Annotated in this window: 20 protein-coding genes; 7 read left to right on the top strand and 13 right to left on the bottom strand. The window is 39.5% G+C overall.

Annotated elements, in window-relative coordinates; genetic code table 11:
* Positions 1-71 precede the first annotated feature (71 nt).
* The 4 genes from CS937_RS15795 to CS937_RS15780 all read left to right on the top strand — a co-directional run bounded on the left by CS937_RS15795 (position 72) and on the right by CS937_RS15780 (position 3,147).
* Positions 72-803, top strand: a complete 732-nt coding sequence (locus tag CS937_RS15795) for a GntR family transcriptional regulator (RefSeq protein WP_099159437.1) — start codon at positions 72-74, stop codon at positions 801-803.
* On the top strand, positions 804-1,505 hold the full coding sequence (gene chbG, locus CS937_RS15790; RefSeq protein ID WP_099159436.1) for a chitin disaccharide deacetylase: 702 nt from the start codon (positions 804-806) through the stop codon (positions 1,503-1,505).
* A 410-nt stretch (positions 1,506-1,915) separates the two neighbouring features.
* Entirely contained in the window at positions 1,916-2,659 is a 744-nt protein-coding gene (locus CS937_RS15785; protein ID WP_245835765.1) for a threonine/serine exporter family protein, read from the top strand.
* Between the two features lie 41 nt (positions 2,660-2,700).
* Positions 2,701-3,147 (top strand): threonine/serine exporter family protein, encoded by a 447-nt coding sequence (locus CS937_RS15780; protein ID WP_099159435.1) that lies wholly within the window; start codon positions 2,701-2,703, stop codon positions 3,145-3,147.
* A 314-nt stretch (positions 3,148-3,461) separates the two neighbouring features.
* On the opposite strand, the gene CS937_RS15775 is transcribed toward CS937_RS15780, so the two are convergent.
* Complete coding sequence (locus tag CS937_RS15775; protein ID WP_099159434.1) at positions 3,462-6,530, bottom strand: efflux RND transporter permease subunit; 3,069 nt, start codon at positions 6,528-6,530, stop codon at positions 3,462-3,464.
* Positions 6,527-7,381 (bottom strand): efflux RND transporter periplasmic adaptor subunit, encoded by an 855-nt coding sequence (locus CS937_RS15770; RefSeq protein WP_099159433.1) that lies wholly within the window; start codon positions 7,379-7,381, stop codon positions 6,527-6,529. Before CS937_RS15770 ends, CS937_RS15775 begins: the two co-directional genes overlap by 4 nt.
* A gap of 342 nt (positions 7,382-7,723) precedes the next feature.
* Here CS937_RS15770 and CS937_RS15765 point away from each other — a divergent pair, with 342 nt between their 5' ends.
* Positions 7,724-7,912 (top strand): YjfB family protein, encoded by a 189-nt coding sequence (locus CS937_RS15765; protein WP_099159432.1) that lies wholly within the window; start codon positions 7,724-7,726, stop codon positions 7,910-7,912.
* Positions 7,913-7,987: 75 nt separating this feature from the next.
* On the opposite strand, the gene CS937_RS15760 is transcribed toward CS937_RS15765, so the two are convergent.
* Together CS937_RS15760 and fabZ are read right to left on the bottom strand one after the other, a co-directional pair.
* Positions 7,988-8,311, bottom strand: a complete 324-nt coding sequence (locus CS937_RS15760) for a hypothetical protein (protein ID WP_099159431.1) — start codon at positions 8,309-8,311, stop codon at positions 7,988-7,990.
* Positions 8,312-8,484: 173 nt separating this feature from the next.
* Complete coding sequence (gene fabZ, locus CS937_RS15755) at positions 8,485-8,904, bottom strand: 3-hydroxyacyl-ACP dehydratase FabZ (protein ID WP_099159430.1); 420 nt, start codon at positions 8,902-8,904, stop codon at positions 8,485-8,487.
* Between the two features lie 148 nt (positions 8,905-9,052).
* On the opposite strand from fabZ, the gene CS937_RS19230 reads away from it, so the two are divergent.
* On the top strand, positions 9,053-9,199 hold the full coding sequence (locus CS937_RS19230) for a lmo0937 family membrane protein (protein ID WP_141554367.1): 147 nt from the start codon (positions 9,053-9,055) through the stop codon (positions 9,197-9,199).
* 36 nt (positions 9,200-9,235) lie between these two features.
* On the opposite strand, the gene CS937_RS15750 is transcribed toward CS937_RS19230, so the two are convergent.
* From CS937_RS15750 to CS937_RS15730, 5 genes are all read right to left on the bottom strand, one after another.
* Positions 9,236-9,697 carry a DNA-directed RNA polymerase subunit beta gene (locus CS937_RS15750; RefSeq protein ID WP_099159429.1) on the bottom strand — a complete coding sequence of 154 codons (462 nt, stop codon included), beginning with the start codon at positions 9,695-9,697 and terminating at the stop codon, positions 9,236-9,238.
* 102 nt (positions 9,698-9,799) lie between these two features.
* A complete protein-coding gene (locus CS937_RS15745) occupies positions 9,800-10,630 on the bottom strand; it encodes a flagellar hook-basal body protein (protein WP_099159428.1) in 831 nt (276 codons plus the stop codon).
* A 9-nt stretch (positions 10,631-10,639) separates the two neighbouring features.
* A complete protein-coding gene (locus CS937_RS15740; RefSeq protein WP_099159427.1) occupies positions 10,640-11,446 on the bottom strand; it encodes a flagellar hook-basal body protein in 807 nt (268 codons plus the stop codon).
* A gap of 99 nt (positions 11,447-11,545) precedes the next feature.
* Positions 11,546-12,547, bottom strand: a complete 1,002-nt coding sequence (gene mreB, locus CS937_RS15735) for a rod shape-determining protein (RefSeq protein ID WP_099159426.1) — start codon at positions 12,545-12,547, stop codon at positions 11,546-11,548.
* Between the two features lie 83 nt (positions 12,548-12,630).
* Positions 12,631-13,443, bottom strand: coding sequence for a hypothetical protein (locus tag CS937_RS15730; RefSeq protein WP_099159425.1), 813 nt, complete (start codon positions 13,441-13,443; stop codon positions 12,631-12,633).
* Between the two features lie 91 nt (positions 13,444-13,534).
* On the opposite strand from CS937_RS15730, the gene CS937_RS15725 reads away from it, so the two are divergent.
* Positions 13,535-14,593, top strand: a complete 1,059-nt coding sequence (locus CS937_RS15725; RefSeq protein WP_176555859.1) for a nuclease-related domain-containing protein — start codon at positions 13,535-13,537, stop codon at positions 14,591-14,593.
* On the opposite strand, the gene CS937_RS15720 is transcribed toward CS937_RS15725, so the two are convergent.
* The 4 genes from CS937_RS15720 to CS937_RS15710 all read right to left on the bottom strand — a co-directional run bounded on the left by CS937_RS15720 (position 14,588) and on the right by CS937_RS15710 (position 16,987).
* Positions 14,588-14,785 carry a hypothetical protein gene (locus CS937_RS15720; RefSeq protein WP_099159423.1) on the bottom strand — a complete coding sequence of 66 codons (198 nt, stop codon included), beginning with the start codon at positions 14,783-14,785 and terminating at the stop codon, positions 14,588-14,590. The genes CS937_RS15725 and CS937_RS15720 overlap by 6 nt on opposite strands.
* Positions 14,786-14,948: 163 nt before the next feature.
* Positions 14,949-15,233, bottom strand: a complete 285-nt coding sequence (spoIIID, locus tag CS937_RS15715) for a sporulation transcriptional regulator SpoIIID (RefSeq protein ID WP_141554366.1) — start codon at positions 15,231-15,233, stop codon at positions 14,949-14,951.
* 458 nt (positions 15,234-15,691) lie between these two features.
* Positions 15,692-15,823 (bottom strand): hypothetical protein, encoded by a 132-nt coding sequence (locus CS937_RS19845; RefSeq protein ID WP_281251916.1) that lies wholly within the window; start codon positions 15,821-15,823, stop codon positions 15,692-15,694.
* 129 nt (positions 15,824-15,952) lie between these two features.
* The gene (locus tag CS937_RS15710; protein ID WP_099159421.1) at positions 15,953-16,987 is read right to left on the bottom strand and encodes an AimR family lysis-lysogeny pheromone receptor; all 1,035 of its coding nucleotides are present in this window, start codon (positions 16,985-16,987) and stop codon (positions 15,953-15,955) included.
* Positions 16,988-17,154: the final 167 nt, after the last annotated feature.

The raw sequence follows: 17,154 nt of genomic DNA, 5'->3' as shown, positions 1-17,154 counted from the left end.
CTTTCTTTAGTTTCTTGATGTCGGAGTCAAACTGCCCGTTAAGGCGGGAGAAAGTATTGAAGGAGTCTGTCATGGAAAAAAATCAGTCATTACACGCCTATATTAAAGATGAGCTACTCACCCGTATTAAATCAAACAAATACAAAAAGGGAGAAAAAATCCCAACGGAGCTTGAGCTTTGTAAAGATTTTAATGTTAGCCGGACCACTGTTAGAACAGCTTTAAACCAACTCACATTGGAAGGTTACCTGGTTCGCCATCAAGGAAAAGGGACTTTTGTTGCTGAACAAAAAGTAAGTCAAACGCTCTCTCAAACTGTAAAAAGATATAGTGATCAAGTGGCTGTTCAAGGTAAAAAAGCTGAGATTACATTAATACGTATTAACGTTGTACCTGCTAATGAAATTTTGCAACAATCACTAGATGTTTCCATAAATGATCCTGTTCAGCGAATTGAACGGATTCGAAAAGCAAATGACGAACCAACGCAATATGAAATAGCATTCATTCCATGGAACATCGCACCGGGAATCACACAACACCATGCAGAAACTTCCTTGTATGCTGCATTGAAAAACGAGTTTGACGTTCATATTGCAAAAACAACTGAGCATGTGGAAATCACACTTGCCGACGAACGAACCTGTACGCACCTTGAATGTGAGCAAGGATTGCCATGCTTTTATATTGAAACAATCGCAGAAGATGAGAATGGCAAGAGAATAGAATACTCTCGATCTTATTTCCGTGGAGACAAAACAAATTTTGTAATCGAAAGAAACTATCCAATGGAGGAAAAATAAATGCGCATACTATTTAATGCAGATGACTTTGGTCTAACGAAAGGGATAACCGATGGCATTATGGAGGCACACGTAAAGGGAGTTGTCGGTTCAGCTACTTTAATGATGAATGGCCTTGCAGTGGATCATGCTGTGACGCAGGCAAAGAAACATCCTTCATTAAACGTTGGCATTCACTTATGTTTAACCTGGGGAAAGGCTGTTAGCGATCGTGTTCCTGATTTGGTTAATGATAATGGTGTGTTTAAATATAAAAATACATTCTTGGAAATGGACCCTCCCAACGTGGAACAGGTAGAAATAGAATGGAGAGCACAATTGGATGCATTTTTAGAAACGGGATTAACACTCCACCATATTGACAGTCACCACCACATCCATGGTTGGAATCCGCTTAAAGAGGTGGTTATTAAACTTGCCAAGGCATATGATGTACCTGTAAGGTATGTAGAATCTTTAAAAGAAAATCGCGAAATTTTGCTTACAGATACACTTTGGCTGGACTTTTATGGCGACGGAGTGAATGCAGGGATATTTTCTGAATTACAACAGCTTCCAGTTAACTCTGTCGAGGTCATGACCCACCCTGCTTTTATTGATGATGAACTACGTCAGGTCAGTTCTTACGTTGATAAGCGTGAAGAAGAACGGGAGATATTGTGCAGGTTATCTGTGCCCGATTGGGCGGATTTAAGTAGATAGGGATTCGGTGCTAGAGGCTCGAGGTGACGTTTCCGGGTATAGGTTTGATGTTTCGCTATCGGGTTGATGCTCTGCCCTGGGGTTGATGGTTCACCTCTTATGTTGATGTTTCTGCTCTTTGGTTGATGCTCCCGCTCCCGGGCTGATACCCCAGCTCTCAGTTGATGTCATAACTCCGAGGGGAATATCCTAACCCTCGGACCGATATTCCACCTCTGTAGATATTGCTCCTGCACCCCAATCTCTCATATTCTTCACTACTATTAATAATTATCATTTTATGCTGCTACTACGAGTAGGAGCATTTTTTACAACTTTTAACTTTCCAACCTTTAAATCCTTATTCATTCCCCTTATAATTATCTAGACAGATTAGCGCGGATGTTTTCTTATGAAGGATGTGAAAAAACTTGAATGAACAACATACTATTGTAAAGGTGTGTATGCTAGCGGGTAAAATTATGCTGCAAAGTGGTGCGGAAACGTATCGGGTTGAGGATACAATGAATCGGATTGCCTCTACGTATGGTCTCCCAAACGCACAGAGCTATGCAACACCAACAGGCATCAATTTTTCCATTGATATGTCAGAAGTCACCAATTTTATGCGGATTTCCAATCGCTCCACTGATTTACATAAAATTGCAGAAGTTAATAATATTTCACGAATGTTTGCAGCAGGTGAGATTGAACTTAAAAACGCACTTTCAATGCTAGAAAGTGTTGATGGAGATACATCGACATTTTCAGTCTGGCTTCAAGTCATGGCTGCAGCATTTGTCAGTGGTTGTTTTACTATTATGTTTGGGGGCATTTGGGCAGATTTCATTCCCTCATTTATTGTTGGTGGGATTGCTTTTGCTGGAATGCTGTGGTTTGAACGATTAGTGGAAATTCGTTTTATTGCTGAATTTTTTGCCTCGTTTATTATCGGTGTACTGACTCTGGCCATTATGGATAGTGGAATTGGCGTTGATATGGATAAAATCATTATCGGTGCAGTAATGCCACTTGTACCGGGGTTACATATAACCAATGCAGTTCGAGATTTGATGGCAGGGCATTTGGTAGCTGGTTTATCAAAGGGCGTTGAGGCGGTGTTGACCGCTTTTGCTATTGGTGCTGGGATTGCTGTCGTTTTTGGGTTATTTTAAAACTATTCATCAAAAACTACCTAAGAAAGGAGAAGATTCAAATGACCATACTCGCACAACTTGTAACTAGCTTTATCGCAGCTGCTGGCTTTGGTATTTTATTTAACGCACCTAGGAAAGCACTACTTCAATGTGGACTTGTCGGTATGTTAGGTTGGATTTTATACTATGTGCTCGTTCTACAGGAAATGGATGTTGTTCCCGCTACTGTGCTTGCATCCATGTTAGTTGGGGCATTGTGCCAAATTTGCGCCAAAGTTTATAAAACACCGGTTATTATCTTTATCGTATCCGGAATTATTCCGCTCGTCCCCGGTGGGAGTGCATATGACGCCATGCGCAATTTTGTGGAAAATGATTATTTTACAGCAGTGCAGTTGTCAGCGAAGGTCATGCTACTAGCAGGTGGAATTGCGATCGGTCTGATGTTTTCCGAGGTGGTGAAGCAGATGATACAGAAGTGGTCGTGGAAGCAGACAGGTGATTAGCGTTTTTAATCGATTGGGTTTGGATCTTCCTCCATTACTGGGAATAATCCTACCACTAACCCTATAAGAAAAGCGCAAGCGCCCGTTTAGAGACGTATGGAATGAACCTGAGCCGCAGGAGATAAAGGAAACACGATGAGCGTAGCGAATCGATGTTGACCTTATCGTACGGAGGTGAGGGGAAGTCCATCAGTCTCTGGGCACTGGAGCTGGACATGGACAACTCTGTAGAAAACTGAACAAAGCCTAAATTTTACTTTCTTACCCAACAAAGAAAAGGAGCTCCCTTCTAGGTAGCCCCCTCACACAAAATACTATGCACTTTCCTTCTTCTTCCGTCTCATAATCTTACCAGTCAAATCATCGAACAATGTATACACAACAGGAATCAGTAACAGTGTGAATATACTTGAGATCGTTAATCCAAATATAATCGTAACCGCTAATGGTTGCTGTGTTTCTGCACCTTCACCTAAGGCTAATGCTAGTGGTACCATTCCCAAAATTGTAGTCAATGTCGTCATCAAAATAGGTCGTAAACGGCTTGGTCCTGCTTGTAATATAGCTTCATACCTATCAACTCCTTTTCGCCGCAAAATATTAATATAATCGACGAGTACGATGGAGTTATTTACGACAATTCCAGCGAGCATAATCACCCCAATAAATGCTGGTATGCTTAGTGGCAATCCTGTTACAAATAATCCGAGCATGACACCAATTACGGTTGCAGGCATAGCAAACATGATAATTAATGGGAATAAAAAGTTCTCAAATTGCACTGCCATTACCGCGTACACTAGGAATATTGAAAATACCAATGCTAGTGCTAAGTCAGAGAAAGACTCAGCCATATCCTCCGCTTGACCACCGATGTTATAGCTATAGCCTTCTGGCAGATTCATGTCAGCTAATATTGCTTCAATATCTTCCACGACGCCTGCAAGGTCACGGTCCACCGCCTCACTTGTAACATTCATTTGTGGCTGTTGATTTTCTCGCTGTAATGTTACCGGTCCTTGTACTTCCTTCAATGTTGCAACAGTTTCCAATGGGATTGCTGTGCCTGTTTGTGATTGAATGGTCATATTTTCTAAATCACTAATTGTACTGCGTTCATCCTCTGGATACATGAGCGTAACATTCATTTCATGGCCCTCTTCACGATATTTCGTTGCCACTTGGCCAGTAAATTGCAATTGGATTTGGTTTGTGATTTGTTGTTGCGTTAAGCCGTACATGGCAGCTTTTTCTTCATCAATCGAAATCGTTTGTTGTGGTACACCCTTTGCAGCTGATGACTCTGGGTTATACACGCCATCAACTTCAGAAATTTGTGCCACCACACGATCAGCTAATTCGCGTAACACCTGATGCTCTGGTCCATTTAGTTGAATTTGTACAGGATCTCCCATACTCATTCCACCGTCCATTGCACTAACGGTAAACTCTGCCCCGGCAATCATTTGGATGTCATCATTCATTTCTTGCACAATGTCTGTTGTTGTTTTTTCCCGCTCTGATGATGGGATAAGCTGCATCGTATATGTTGCTTGATTAGCATTTCCCCCCATTGAACCAAAGCCACCGCCTCCAACACTGACATAATTAGTTTCAATATTTTCTTCATACGTTTGTAGTTTATCGTTAACTTGTTCTACAATGCTATTGGTATATTCAAGTGAACTTCCAGCAGGGGCCTCGACTCGAATTTCGATTTGTCCTTGGTCTGATGATGGAATGAATTCCGCTCCAATAAATGGAATTAGTCCAAGACTCGCGACAATTGCCACTATTGTACCAATAACCGTTGTTTTTCGATGCTTCAGCACCCATTTCAATACATTCCGATAGCCGCTATTAACGCGATTCAAGAAACTGTCAAACCAATATCTGCGTCCATTATCCTCCATAGCCTTCGAGAGCAATTTTGACGAAAGCATTGGGACTAATGTTACCGCAACGATCAATGATGCGATTAACGAGAAGGATACCGCTAATGCAAGTGGTGTAAATAAATCAGATGCGATTCCTTCTACATAGACAATTGGTAAAAATACAACTAATGTTGTGGTGGTTGATGCGATAACAGCTGGCGCTAGTTCGGATGCCCCTTTTATTGCTGATTCAACTAAATTATAACCACGTTGTCGATAGGAATATATATTTTCTAAAATAACGATTGAACTATCGACCATCATTCCGAGCCCGAGTGCTAAACCACCGAGTGTAAGCACATTCAACGTTTCACCAGTAAAATACATTAATGTAAACGTCGAAATAATTGCAATTGGGATGGAGATCCCGATAACAATTGTTGCACGAACGCTTTTTAAAAATAATAGTAAAACCAGGATGGAGATAACCCCACCGAGTAATATATTTTGTACAACGGAACTGATTGACAGCTTAATAAATTCCGATGTATCAATAATCACATCTAGGTTAACGCCAGCTGGTAATTTTTCTTGTATTTTATCCATACCTGCCCGGACGTTATCAGCAACTTCCACTGTATTGCCATCAGTCTTTTTCATAACAGACAGCACGACAGATGGCTTACCGTTCACAAGTGTCGTTGTTGATGCTTCCTTAAATGTATCCTTCACCTCAGCGACGTCTTCTACATGAATCTTTGCACCTTTTTCCGTTTGAACAAACGTTTGTTTAATAGCTTCAATTGACTCAAATTCCCCAGTTACACGAATCTGTAAGTCCTGATTTCCTTTATCAACAGAGCCTGCAGATGCAGATTGATTTGTGCTGTTCAGTGCTTGAACAAGCATTTGCGGTGAAATACCGTATTGCTTTAATTTTGCCTGGTCTAGAATTAGCTGGATTTCGCGTTCTTTTCCGCCTTCAACAGTTACAGATGCAACACCACCTTGGCGTTCAAAGAAAGGTACGAGCTGTTCATCAGCAATTTGTGTTAGTGTCGCAGGATCCTTTCCAGTCAGTCCAACCCACATAACCGGCAATTGATCGGGACTAAATCGAAGAACGCTTGGGTCCCCTGCCCCTTCTGGTAAAAGTCCTTTTGTTTGATCAATTTTTTCCCGTACATCAAGTAATGCCTGGTCAAGATCTGTACCATTTTTAAACATCATCATAACCATTGATGAACCAGCCTGAGACTGGGATTGCACCGTTTCAATTCCCTCAACGGAGCTGACAGATGATTCAATTGGTCTGCTGATTAAATTTTCTACTTCCTGTGGTGCTGCGTCTTCATATGTAGTTGCGACAACTGCAATGGGCAGGTCAATTTTTGGAAAAAGATCGATGACCAGGCTTCTAACAGATACGAAGCCTAACGCCAATATCGCAAGCACAATCATGATGACGCCAACTGGACGTTTGACGGAGGTGTTAACTAACTTCACGATTTATTCCCCTCTTTCACAACGTTCACTTTGCTGCCATCTGTTAGTGTAAGCTGACCGCTTGTCACTACCTGGTCTCCTTTTTTCACTTCCCCTTCAATAGCTGTCTTATTTGATTGTGTTTCTTTTAAGGTTACATTTATTTTGGCAACTTGATCATCTTTGACGACATAAACAAATGATTCGCCACTTTCTTCTACAATTGTCTCCGTTGGTACAATTATTGTGTCCTTAACCTTTTGCTCTGGAACGTGAAGCACAGCAACGAGTCCAGGTAAAATTTCAGCATCTTCATTATTAATTGTTGCTTCAACTGAATATAAGCCAGTATCGTTTGGCATTGACCCGATTGAATTTACTTCCGCTTCAAGCTCTTCACCGTCTATTACAGCATTATGTTTCGCCTCTTTTTCAAACAAACCTAGGTCATCAGCTGTAACATTAAATTGCAACTTTAATGAATCTAAATTGGCGATAACGGCTAACGGTTCAGAATTTGAAACGATGGATCCCTCTTCAGCAGTTAAATTAGCAACTTGACCAGATTTTGGCGCGTATATATTCCTTCCCGAAATTGTTGCGATTAGGTCATTCTCATCCACCTTGTCTCCATTTTCCACTTCAAGATCGGTAATTTCACCAGGTGCTTGCAGCATTATAGGTGTTTGTGAGGCTGGAGATGTACGACCGTAAATCTCTTTTTCAATAACTAAATCCCCTTGTTCCGCTTTTGCAGTTTCAACAGGTGTGATTACTTCTTGTTCATTTGCACTTGAATCATCCTTTTCATTACATGCAGCAAGTAGTCCTATGAAAACTACTGCTATTGCGGTTAAAAAAATTTTTTTCATTTGTACTCCTCTATTCCTTATTTAAATACTCTACATCTAGAAGAAGCGCAATCGTTTTGAAGCTTAGAAAAAATTACGTTTCCATTAATTTATACCTATTTCGTCATACGGTTAACCAGATTAAATGGTTTCACTTAACTAACTAATCAGTTTTCTACTTTTTTCATCATAAGTGTTTTGCCTTGTATTAAGCAAGGCTGTATAGTGAATTTTTTATTTATTCTTAAAAGGAAGGTTACAAGAGCTTTTGCGGAGGTTTATTTCCTAGTAAGGCAATTCCTAAAGATTAAAGGAGATATTACCGAAATAATACGTAAGGTCATAAAATTAGGAGTGATTTTCATGGATGTAGCAGCAGTGTCTGTCGCAATGGCGAATACTCAGGTACGAGCTGATGCAAGCTTAGCCATTATGGGTAAGGTGAAAGGACTTATGGAGCAACAAGGTCAACAAATGATGGAAATGCTTCAACAATCAGGACCACAAGCACCACATCCGTCACTTGGCAATGTGATTGATTTACAAGCCTAATATATTGTAGTCTTGATCACTTAAAATCCCCTGTCTGATAGAAGTACAGGGGATTTTATCCAGTCTTAATGATGATTATTCGTTATTTTTATCGTTATCGTCTAACAAATCGTCACCATTATTGTTATTGCCGGTATCGCCATTTCCGTTATCGGTGCCATTATCATTACCATTGTCACCATTCATGTCTCCATTTTGGTCACCATTCATGTCTCCATTATCCTCTTGCAGGTCATTGCCCTGATCTTCATTTAGATTTTGATCACCGTTATCATCCTCTTGGTTAAGCGGTGCCTCATCATCTTCCACAGGGTCTCCATTGTCATCATTACCGCAAGCAGCAATAAGGGATAACGCTAAAATTGGAGCACCAAACTTTATTAGCAATTTCCTTTTCATAGTAATTTCCTCCTTTAGTAGTTCACTTTCGCCATTAGCTTAACCATTTTTTAAATTGTGATACTTACTTTAAGAAGAAAATTTTATAATTGTTTTTTATCAGTTGCTGCTGTTCTCCAATTCCTATTTACAAAAATCCCCCGTACAAGCATGTACAGAGGATTCATCCAACATTATTTAATTGCAAAAGTAATTTCCGCTTCGCAGGCAACTTCTCCATCAACAGTTGCTACACCTTTCCCTTTTCCAATTGGTCCTTTTAAACGAAGGATTTCCACTTCAAGCTTGAGCTGATCCCCGGGCATAACTTGACGCTTAAAACGGCATTTATCTAGCCCAGCTAAAAAACCTATTTTACCTTTATTTTCTTCCTTGCCAAGTACTGCGATTGCACCAACTTGTGCAAGTGCCTCTATAATTAAAACTCCCGGCATAACTGGATAGTCTGGAAAATGCCCTTGGAAAAATGGTTCGTTAATTGAAACATTTTTTATTCCTGCAACACGTTTTCCCTCTTCTATTTCAGTTACTTTATCAACCAATAAAAACGGATAGCGATGTGGAATCGTATTTTTAATTTCTTGCGTGTCCATTTAAGAATGCTCCTTTTAGAAATTTTTATGTATAGGCTTTTCCACCATTATAACAAAGATATGTTTTACATGGATGAAAAAGAGGTATCTCTAATGAGAGTATACGAAATTGAAAAAATGTACAAGTTAACAAAAAGGAGGGCATGTTATGCTTTGGACAATTATCGTTATTTTACTTGTTTTATGGGCACTTGGCATTCTATTCAAAATCGCTGGCGGACTTGTGCACCTGTTACTTGTTATTGCATTGATCGTTTTAGTTATACGATTAATTTTTGGAAAACGTGAACGGTAAAAAGCATGGTTGTATAAACGCTGCAACCATGCTTCATCACTTATTTTTCTTTACAATATCGATAATATGCTGCCATGTGTCCATTTCCAATGCATCTGATGGTTTCCCATCACCGATAACTCCATAACCAACCATTAATCCAACTAGTAGGGCAACCGCACAAAGAATAAGAACAACAATAATCCGCAGCCAAATAGGAAAAACACGGCGTCTCGGTTTCTTGTTTAATTTTTTTTCCTCTTTTTGCTTTTTCTTCTGCTGCTCACGGGTTACAACATCAGATTCTGCACCTGCATCAAGTTGTTTCTCTTCCTTTTGCTTCTGCTTTCTACGAGTTACTTTTCCGGATTCAGTTTCTGTTTTAGGCTTTCTTTTGAGTTTGTTTTCAAGTATACGTTTCAGCTTGTTTTTGAGCTTTTTCAACTTATCTTTCAGTTGTTTTAAACCCCTTTTTTGCTGCTCTTCAACAGCAACTTTTTCGGATTGGTTAGTCGACATGGCTTGTTTCTCCTTATTCCCTTACATCTATAAAATTCAAAGTCATATTAGACATTTTTTATATGACAACTATAGTGTATTGCATGCTTTTCGTCAACACTATTATCGAAGCTGATTAACAAGCCCCATCATTTGATCACTCATTGAAATCGTACGAGCATTGAATTGATAAGAACGTTGTGTCGTAATCAAGTCTGTCATTTGTTTGGAAATATCAACATTTGAACTTTCCAGTGCACCACTTTTCAATTTATCCGAATTTGGATTGGTTGCTTGGATAATTTCATTGAAATTAAAATTCAATTCATCTAGGTTAGGAAGACGAAAAGCATTTTGTCCAGTTGCTTCCAATAACCTTGGTCGTACTGCTTCGACAATATCCAACTGACCAACTGCTTCTGATTGCCCTCCACGTCTAACGACAATTTGTCCATTTGGTTGAATGTTAATCTCATCAAATCCTTCCGCAAACGTTATAGGTCCATTTTCACCTAAAATCGGATTACCGTCTTTGGTTGTCAGCATAACTGATTGATTATTATTAATAGGACTTAAATAAAATGATCCGTCACGTGTATAGCGGGTTTCCGTAACTCCATTTTCTGTAACCTGGATTTGAAAAAGATGATTCTTTTCAAGTAAGGCTGCATCAAGTGCACGATTTGTTTCTTTAATAGCACCGGGAGTTAAATCAATATTCACCGAGCCCAGTTTAGCGCCCGAGCCAATTCTTACACCATCAGGGGTTAGTCGCCCTTCAGCATTTGCAGGATCTGTCATGTTGTCAATTTGCTGAAACAATAAAGAAGCAAAATCAGCCTGACGATTTTTATAGCCGGTTGTTTGACTGTTTGCCATATTGTTGCCAATTAAATCAAGCTTGTTTTGCAGCTGATTCATCGTAACGGCTGCTTGTATCATCGTTCTTGACATAATATCCCCCTAGCCTAGTCGAGCAATTTCGTTCACTGCTTTTCCCATACTTTCATCGTAAGCTTTCAATACCCGTTGATTCGTTTCAAACATGCGGTATGATTCCATCATTTGTGTCATCGACTGTAACGAATCAACGTTTGAGCGTTCTAAAAAACCTTGTTGTACTGTAAATGTTGCACCAGCAGGTACTGCGCCTGCCTCACCTGAAAATAACCCATTTCCCTCTTTCGCTAATTCATTAGCATCTTCTGTATAAGCGATGCCAAGTGGGGTAGTTTGCCCACCAGCTTGAAGGAAGCCGTCCTGTGTAACAGCAAAATCCATTCCATTCGTTTGAATCGGATTACCTGCCTGATCTAATACATAATACCCCTGATTTGTTACTAAAAAACCTTGTCCATCAACCGTAAAATTACCATTCCTTGTATAGCGAGCTTCGCCGTCTTCATTTTGCACAGTAAAAAATAAGCTACCCGTTTCGTCTGGTAATGTACCATTTACGAGTGCCATATCGGTTGAAATACCAGTCTCTCTTACATCACCCTGCGTATAATTAGGTACTAATTCCTGGACGTAAACACCAGTATTCAACGTTCCAATTGGATTTTGTACTGGTAGGTTCAGCCCTCCATTCGATGTAGGAATGCTCTTTGACCCCATTTGCTGCATTAACAGTTCAGGAAATGCTCGTAATGTTGGACTGTCTGCCTTATATCCAGGTGTATTTGCGTTGGCAATATTGTTGGAAAGCGCTTCTTGGCGCCGTTGTTGAGCCAGCATACCGCTAGCCGCTGTATAAAATCCTCTAAGCAAGACGTTCAACTCCTTTATTGGTAAGTTTAGGAAATTGGGTTATGCATCAACTAAAGGTTTATTTATTTTAAAATAGGGTATTGAATTTCTATAAGTAATTTAAACGATTTTTCGGCGTTCAATTTTATCGATATTTTCAAGCATAATACCAGTACCTTTCGCAACGCAGTTCATTGGTTCCTCTGCCATAAATACAGGAACTTTTAATTCTTCTGCTAACAATTGATCGATTCCATGAATCAATGCGCCACCACCAGTTAAAATTACGCCACGATCAATAATATCTGCCGATAATTCTGGAGGAGTGTGCTCAAGTACTGCTTTTGCTCCTTGCGTAATAAGTGAAACGGATTCACGCAATGCTTCTTCGATCTCATCGGAATATACGGTGATTGTACGTGGCAAACCAGACACCATATCACGCCCGCGAATGTCCATTTCTTCTTTTCGTGAGTTTTTAAAAACTGTTGCAACGTTAATCTTAATCTCTTCCGCTGTACGTTCACCGATAAGCAATTTATATTTTTTCTTTATATACTGAAGAATTTCCACATCAAACTTATCTCCAGCCATTTTAATTGAACGAGCAGTAACGATATCACCCATTGATAGCACTGCAACATCTGTCGTACCGCCGCCAATATCAACGACCATATTTCCGCTTGGTTGATAAATTTCCATACCAGCACCAATTGCCGCAACTTTTGGTTCTTCCTCAAGGTAAACCTTCTTGCCACCAGATTTCTCAGCAGCTTCTTTAATGGCCTTTTGCTCAACCTTCGTAATATTTGTTGGGCAGCAAATCAGCATTCTCGGTTTAGATAGAAATCCACGTACATTAATTTTATTTATAAAATGTTTTAACATCGCTTCTGTAACATCAAAGTCAGCAATAACGCCATCTTTCAATGGACGAATGGCTTCAATATTTCCTGGTGTGCGGCCTACCATACGACGAGCAGCCTCGCCAACTTCAAGTACCTTCCCTGTCGTGCGATCCATCGCAACAACTGACGGCTCATTCAAAACAATTCCTTTACCTTTAACGTGAATTAACACATTGGCGGTTCCAAGGTCAATTCCGATATCCCTAGAAAACATGAATCAAGATCCTCCCTGCTACATTCTCTTCTCGCATATGTAAACGAACACAATGCTACTAGTATACTATTTTACCACAAAATTCAACAATTAACTGCAAATAGAGGAAAAAAGTTGGATAAATTTTGGAATATCGTGTTGGAAATTGGGGATGATATTCTGGCTCTTGGGGTGATGTCCTTGTTCTCCTGTCGATGTCTCTGCTCTCCTGCTGATGTTCCTGCTCTTCTGCCGATGTTCTGGCTCTCCTGCCGATGTTCCGGGTCTCCTGCCGATGTTCCTGCTCTCCTGCCGATGTTCCTGCTCTCCTGCCGATGTTCTGGCTCTCCTGCCGATGTCTCTGCTCTCCTGCCGATGTTCTGGCTCTCCTGCCGATGCTCCGGTTCTCCTGCCGATGTTCTGGCTCTCCTGCCGATGTTCCTGCTCTCCTGCTGATGTTCCTGCTCTTCTGCCGATGCTCCGGTTCTCCTGCCGATGTCTCTGCTCTCCTGCTGATGTTCCTGTTCTCCTGCCGATGTCTCTGCTCTCCTGCCGATGTTCCGATTCTCCTGCCGATGTCTCTGCTCTCCTGCTGATGTTCCGGTTCTCCTGCTGATGTTCCGGTTCTCCTGCCGATGTCTCTGCTCTCCTGCTGATGTCTCTGCTCTCCTGCTGATGTTCCTGCTCTTCTGCCGATGTTCTGGCTCTCCTGCCGATGTTCTGGTTCTCCTGCCGATGTCTTTGTTCTCCTGCTGATGTTCCTGCTCTCCTGCCGATGTTCTGGCTCTCCTGCCGATGTTCCTGCTCTCCTGCCGATGTTCCTGCTCTCCTGCCGATGTTCCTGCTCTCCTGCCGATGTCTCTGCTCTCCTGCTGATGTTCCTGTTCTCCCGCCGATGTCTCAATATTATCGTACAAAAATTGTTCACATTTTTTTCATAAAATATAAAAGGGTTTTGTTGAATTTTGTAGAACTATATACCTATTACAAAAAAGGAGTGGATATTTTTTGTTTGGAAATTACCGTACAAAACCATACGTTATTTTATGCTATGAGGCATTGTTTCGAAGTTTAAAGGAAAAATATCGAACAAATGAAACACTGTATGCTGATTTCAACCGATACTACGCCGGTTTCCGCGGTGAGAAAGAAGTTGATTATAAATTAGCACTTTACCCGCACAAAGACTTCATAATTCTCCACGATATTCGATTAAAAATCTTCAATAATTACTTTCAAATTGATACGCTAATACTTACCAAAAAGTTTATCTGCATATTAGAAATTAAGAACATTTCTGGGGAACTCGAATACGACCCAGTACTCCACCAATTAATTCAAAAAAAGGGTGAAAATGAAAAAGGTTATAAAGATCCAATTCTTCAAGCCAAAGCACAAAAGGAAAATCTGAAAACTTGGTTTCAAAAGTTAAACATAAATGTGCCTATCGAAACCCTAGCGATTATAAGTAATCCTGCCACAATAGTCAGAATTAAAGATGGCGACACAATGATATATAACAAATTAATTCATACGGAAAGCCTACATGAACAATTAGATAGATTGAATGAAAAATATAAAGAAGATGTTTTAAATAAATCAACACTGAAGAAAATTAGTAATGCGATTTTAATGGAAAACGATCCATATAAACCTAATTTACTTAAAACCTATAATGTCTATAAACGTCACCTCATCATTGGTATTCCATGTTACAATTGCCAGCACAGCCCTATGAATCGTTCCCTAAAAAAATGGTTTTGTCCAAAATGCTCAACAGTAGATTACAAGGCACATGAGCGTAAAATTTTAGACTATTTTCTTCTCTATAAAGACACAATAACCAATAATGAGTGTCGAAACTTACTGCAAACTACTTCCCCAAAAACTGCCTACACAATATTAAGCTCAATGAATTTAAAATACTCCGGGAAAAATAGTGGAAGAAAATACCATGCGCCATTCCTTAGAGATTTCCCCCAGGACGCAAACTTTCTTAACAAAAATAGATCCATACTTGATTTTAATGATGCAATCGGCCAATTGGGAAGTAAAGGTCTGCTATGAGCGGGCGATGTTTTTGGTTCTCCCGCTGATATCTCCGTTCTCCTGCCGATATTCCTCCTCTCCCGCTGATATCTCCGTTCTCCTGCCGATATTCCTCCTCCCCTGCTGATGTCTCCGCTCTCCTACAGATATTCCTGCTCTCCTGCTGATATCCCCGCTCTCCTGCCGATATACACGTTCTTGTGCAACCACACACCCAAAAACCCAGCCACAATAGCTGGGTTTTCAGTAATGCCTTTCATCAAGTGGATTTTCTACTTCTGGAGATAAGCTAAGTACACCATTCGTTCATTAAAATATTGTCGCTTTGCCATCACCTCCTTAATAGAGGGAAGAATACCCCTTTACGCTTCATTCACCCAACTGGTTCTATTGTTGATTCTTTACTTGTTGGGTCAATTTTGTATTTTTTTCGAGTTGCTTCGCCTCCGCGGAGATGGCGGATTGATTTGTGGTATTCCAGAATATCTTTAACTTGATTGGCTAATTCTGGGTTTATCTCTGGTAATCGTTCTGTTAAATCTTTGTGGACAGTGCTTTTTGAAACACCAAATTCTTTTGCTATCATTCGGACGGTCATCTTCGTCTCGACGACATGTCTCCCTATCCTGATAGTCCTCTCCTTGATGTAATCGTGCACACCGTTCGCCTCCCTAAGTTGTCTATTTCCGAGGTGTATCCTTGAGACAGGGTGATCGAGATTTGTTACGGCTCTTTAATCAGCTGGAAATGTTTTAATGTGGTAGCTGTCATATAGAATCATTATTGTGAAGGATCGCAGGCAATACCGCTCTAGCAATTGTTCAACAAATACGGTAACGCGTTTTGCCATAAAAATTTGTATGTAATAAATGTGTGTTTGACAAGCCACACATGCTCTCACCTCAGACGTTAATTGAATGCTTGGTTTGTAACATTTTATTACTTAACTTTGGTGATTATGATTAAATTTACATCATTAGGAAGGAGGACAAGGAGTTTTTTGAAAAAATGAGGATTGCAGATCGGATTTCTTGAAATTCGACATTCTCAAATCGGCATTTTCAAGAAATGCTAAATTCCTAAATCCGCAATCCATTTTTAGGATAATGTTATCAATTAATCAATATTGCCTAGGCCGGGGTCTTGATTGTAGTGAAGAATATATGCATCATCAGCAACTGTACTCATGTAAGGAAAGAATAGTAAGGTCATAGTAGATAGGATAACTACAATTCGTAACTTACGCATGTTCACCCTCCTCTCTCATATACTGCTAAAAGATGATGTACTATTTCTTTATGACTGTTTTTTATGTAAGAAGTGAGGTACCGTTATTGAACGTCCCCACTTATAAACTTGTGGAAAGTATTTACCTTGTTAGCCCATCTGCTTTATTGCATTCAGTGGTAGTCTGCCGAAGAAATAATCGCTTCTTTTCTCAATAAAGTGATTATATGACTTAAGAAGTTTGTTCTTATCTTTTTTTGCTAATCCCAAATAGTATAATTTAAATGGGCTATTAATTGGAACGTCATCTAAAATAGCAACAGCTTTTTCATGGTTTCCCTTTGCGATTTCAAGATGAGCCTGTTCACTTTTGTCATCAGTTGTAATCCCATCAGTGCGTTTAAAGTGTGCTGATAAAAATGGGATATTTCTGTTTTGGATTACTTCAACATTTTTTTGTAAATCATTTTTTTTCGCTAATTTTAACGCTTCAGACATATGATACATTCCCTGAAAATAGGTATCAAATGTATACGTTAATCCTAAGTTAATGTGTAAGTTCACCTTTGTTTTTATATTAGTAGTGTGATTCAGGACACGAAAAGCATATTTCCTCGCCATAATTAACTCATTTCGAACCCAATAATAAACAAATAAATTTTGATAAAGTCTGATATTAAAATAGGATACTAATAACGGATCTTCCACATCTTCAAATAAATGCTGCAGTTTATCAAGGAAATTCCCAATTTCACCAAATTCACTCAACTCGTAGTAAACTGTTATCTTCACAAACTCAATTACACATTTAAGTTCAGGCTCGTCCGTTTTAATACGTTTTATCGTTTTCAAAATTTCTAAAGGTTTGTATCTAGCTAGTCTTCTATCGATTACAAGTTGGTAGACGACTGCCCAGTTTCTATTCGATTTATTGGCTGACTTCATATTTTTATTAATTAGTAATTGTAAATCATTGTAAAATCCATTCATATATAAAAACTCCATACCTTTTTTACTAATATCAGCTGAAGTAGTTTGTAAACAAAATTTGCGCATTAACTCTAGTACTGTTTGATCATCATGCTCGTGTGCTAGTAGAAGACGAACCTGCTCTAATGAGAGTTCACCATTGTTTGGAATAGTCATTAAAGAGTTGGCTACAAAGTCAGTGTTAGGTTGTATCATGGTATTCTTTCCTTTCTAAAACTGTACAAAGAATGATAATTGCCAATAGCAGTAAATTGTTACAACCCTTGTGTAACGCGTTACATTCACATAATAAAAAACACTTTTCAGCATATGTCAACATCTAAAGTTGTATTTCTCTTATAATAACACAATTTCACCAAAAA

It is taken from the genome of Virgibacillus ndiopensis (assembly GCF_900187325.1).
Lineage (GTDB): Bacteria > Bacillota > Bacilli > Bacillales > Amphibacillaceae > Virgibacillus_E > Virgibacillus_E ndiopensis.
The sequence above is the reverse complement of the archived record's forward strand: the minus strand, read 5'-3'. Positions and strand labels throughout refer to the sequence as shown.

Excerpts from the sequence above, each read along its gene's own strand:
- CS937_RS15795 (WP_099159437.1), top strand. The coding sequence starts at position 72 with ATGGAAAAAAATCAGTCATTACACGCCTATATTAAAGATGAGCTACTC.
- chbG (WP_099159436.1), top strand. The coding sequence starts at position 804 with ATGCGCATACTATTTAATGCAGATGACTTTGGTCTAACGAAAGGGATA.
- CS937_RS15780 (WP_099159435.1), top strand. The coding sequence starts at position 2,701 with ATGACCATACTCGCACAACTTGTAACTAGCTTTATCGCAGCTGCTGGC.
- CS937_RS15770 (WP_099159433.1), bottom strand. The coding sequence starts at position 7,381 with ATGAAAAAAATTTTTTTAACCGCAATAGCAGTAGTTTTCATAGGACTA.
- CS937_RS15765 (WP_099159432.1), top strand. The coding sequence starts at position 7,724 with ATGGATGTAGCAGCAGTGTCTGTCGCAATGGCGAATACTCAGGTACGA.
- CS937_RS15760 (WP_099159431.1), bottom strand. The coding sequence starts at position 8,311 with ATGAAAAGGAAATTGCTAATAAAGTTTGGTGCTCCAATTTTAGCGTTA.
- fabZ (WP_099159430.1), bottom strand. The coding sequence starts at position 8,904 with ATGGACACGCAAGAAATTAAAAATACGATTCCACATCGCTATCCGTTT.
- CS937_RS19230 (WP_141554367.1), top strand. The coding sequence starts at position 9,053 with ATGCTTTGGACAATTATCGTTATTTTACTTGTTTTATGGGCACTTGGC.
- CS937_RS15750 (WP_099159429.1), bottom strand. The coding sequence starts at position 9,697 with ATGTCGACTAACCAATCCGAAAAAGTTGCTGTTGAAGAGCAGCAAAAA.
- CS937_RS15745 (WP_099159428.1), bottom strand. The coding sequence starts at position 10,630 with ATGTCAAGAACGATGATACAAGCAGCCGTTACGATGAATCAGCTGCAA.
- mreB (WP_099159426.1), bottom strand. The coding sequence starts at position 12,547 with ATGTTTTCTAGGGATATCGGAATTGACCTTGGAACCGCCAATGTGTTA.
- CS937_RS19845 (WP_281251916.1), bottom strand. The coding sequence starts at position 15,823 with ATGCGTAAGTTACGAATTGTAGTTATCCTATCTACTATGACCTTACTA.
- CS937_RS15710 (WP_099159421.1), bottom strand. The coding sequence starts at position 16,987 with ATGATACAACCTAACACTGACTTTGTAGCCAACTCTTTAATGACTATT.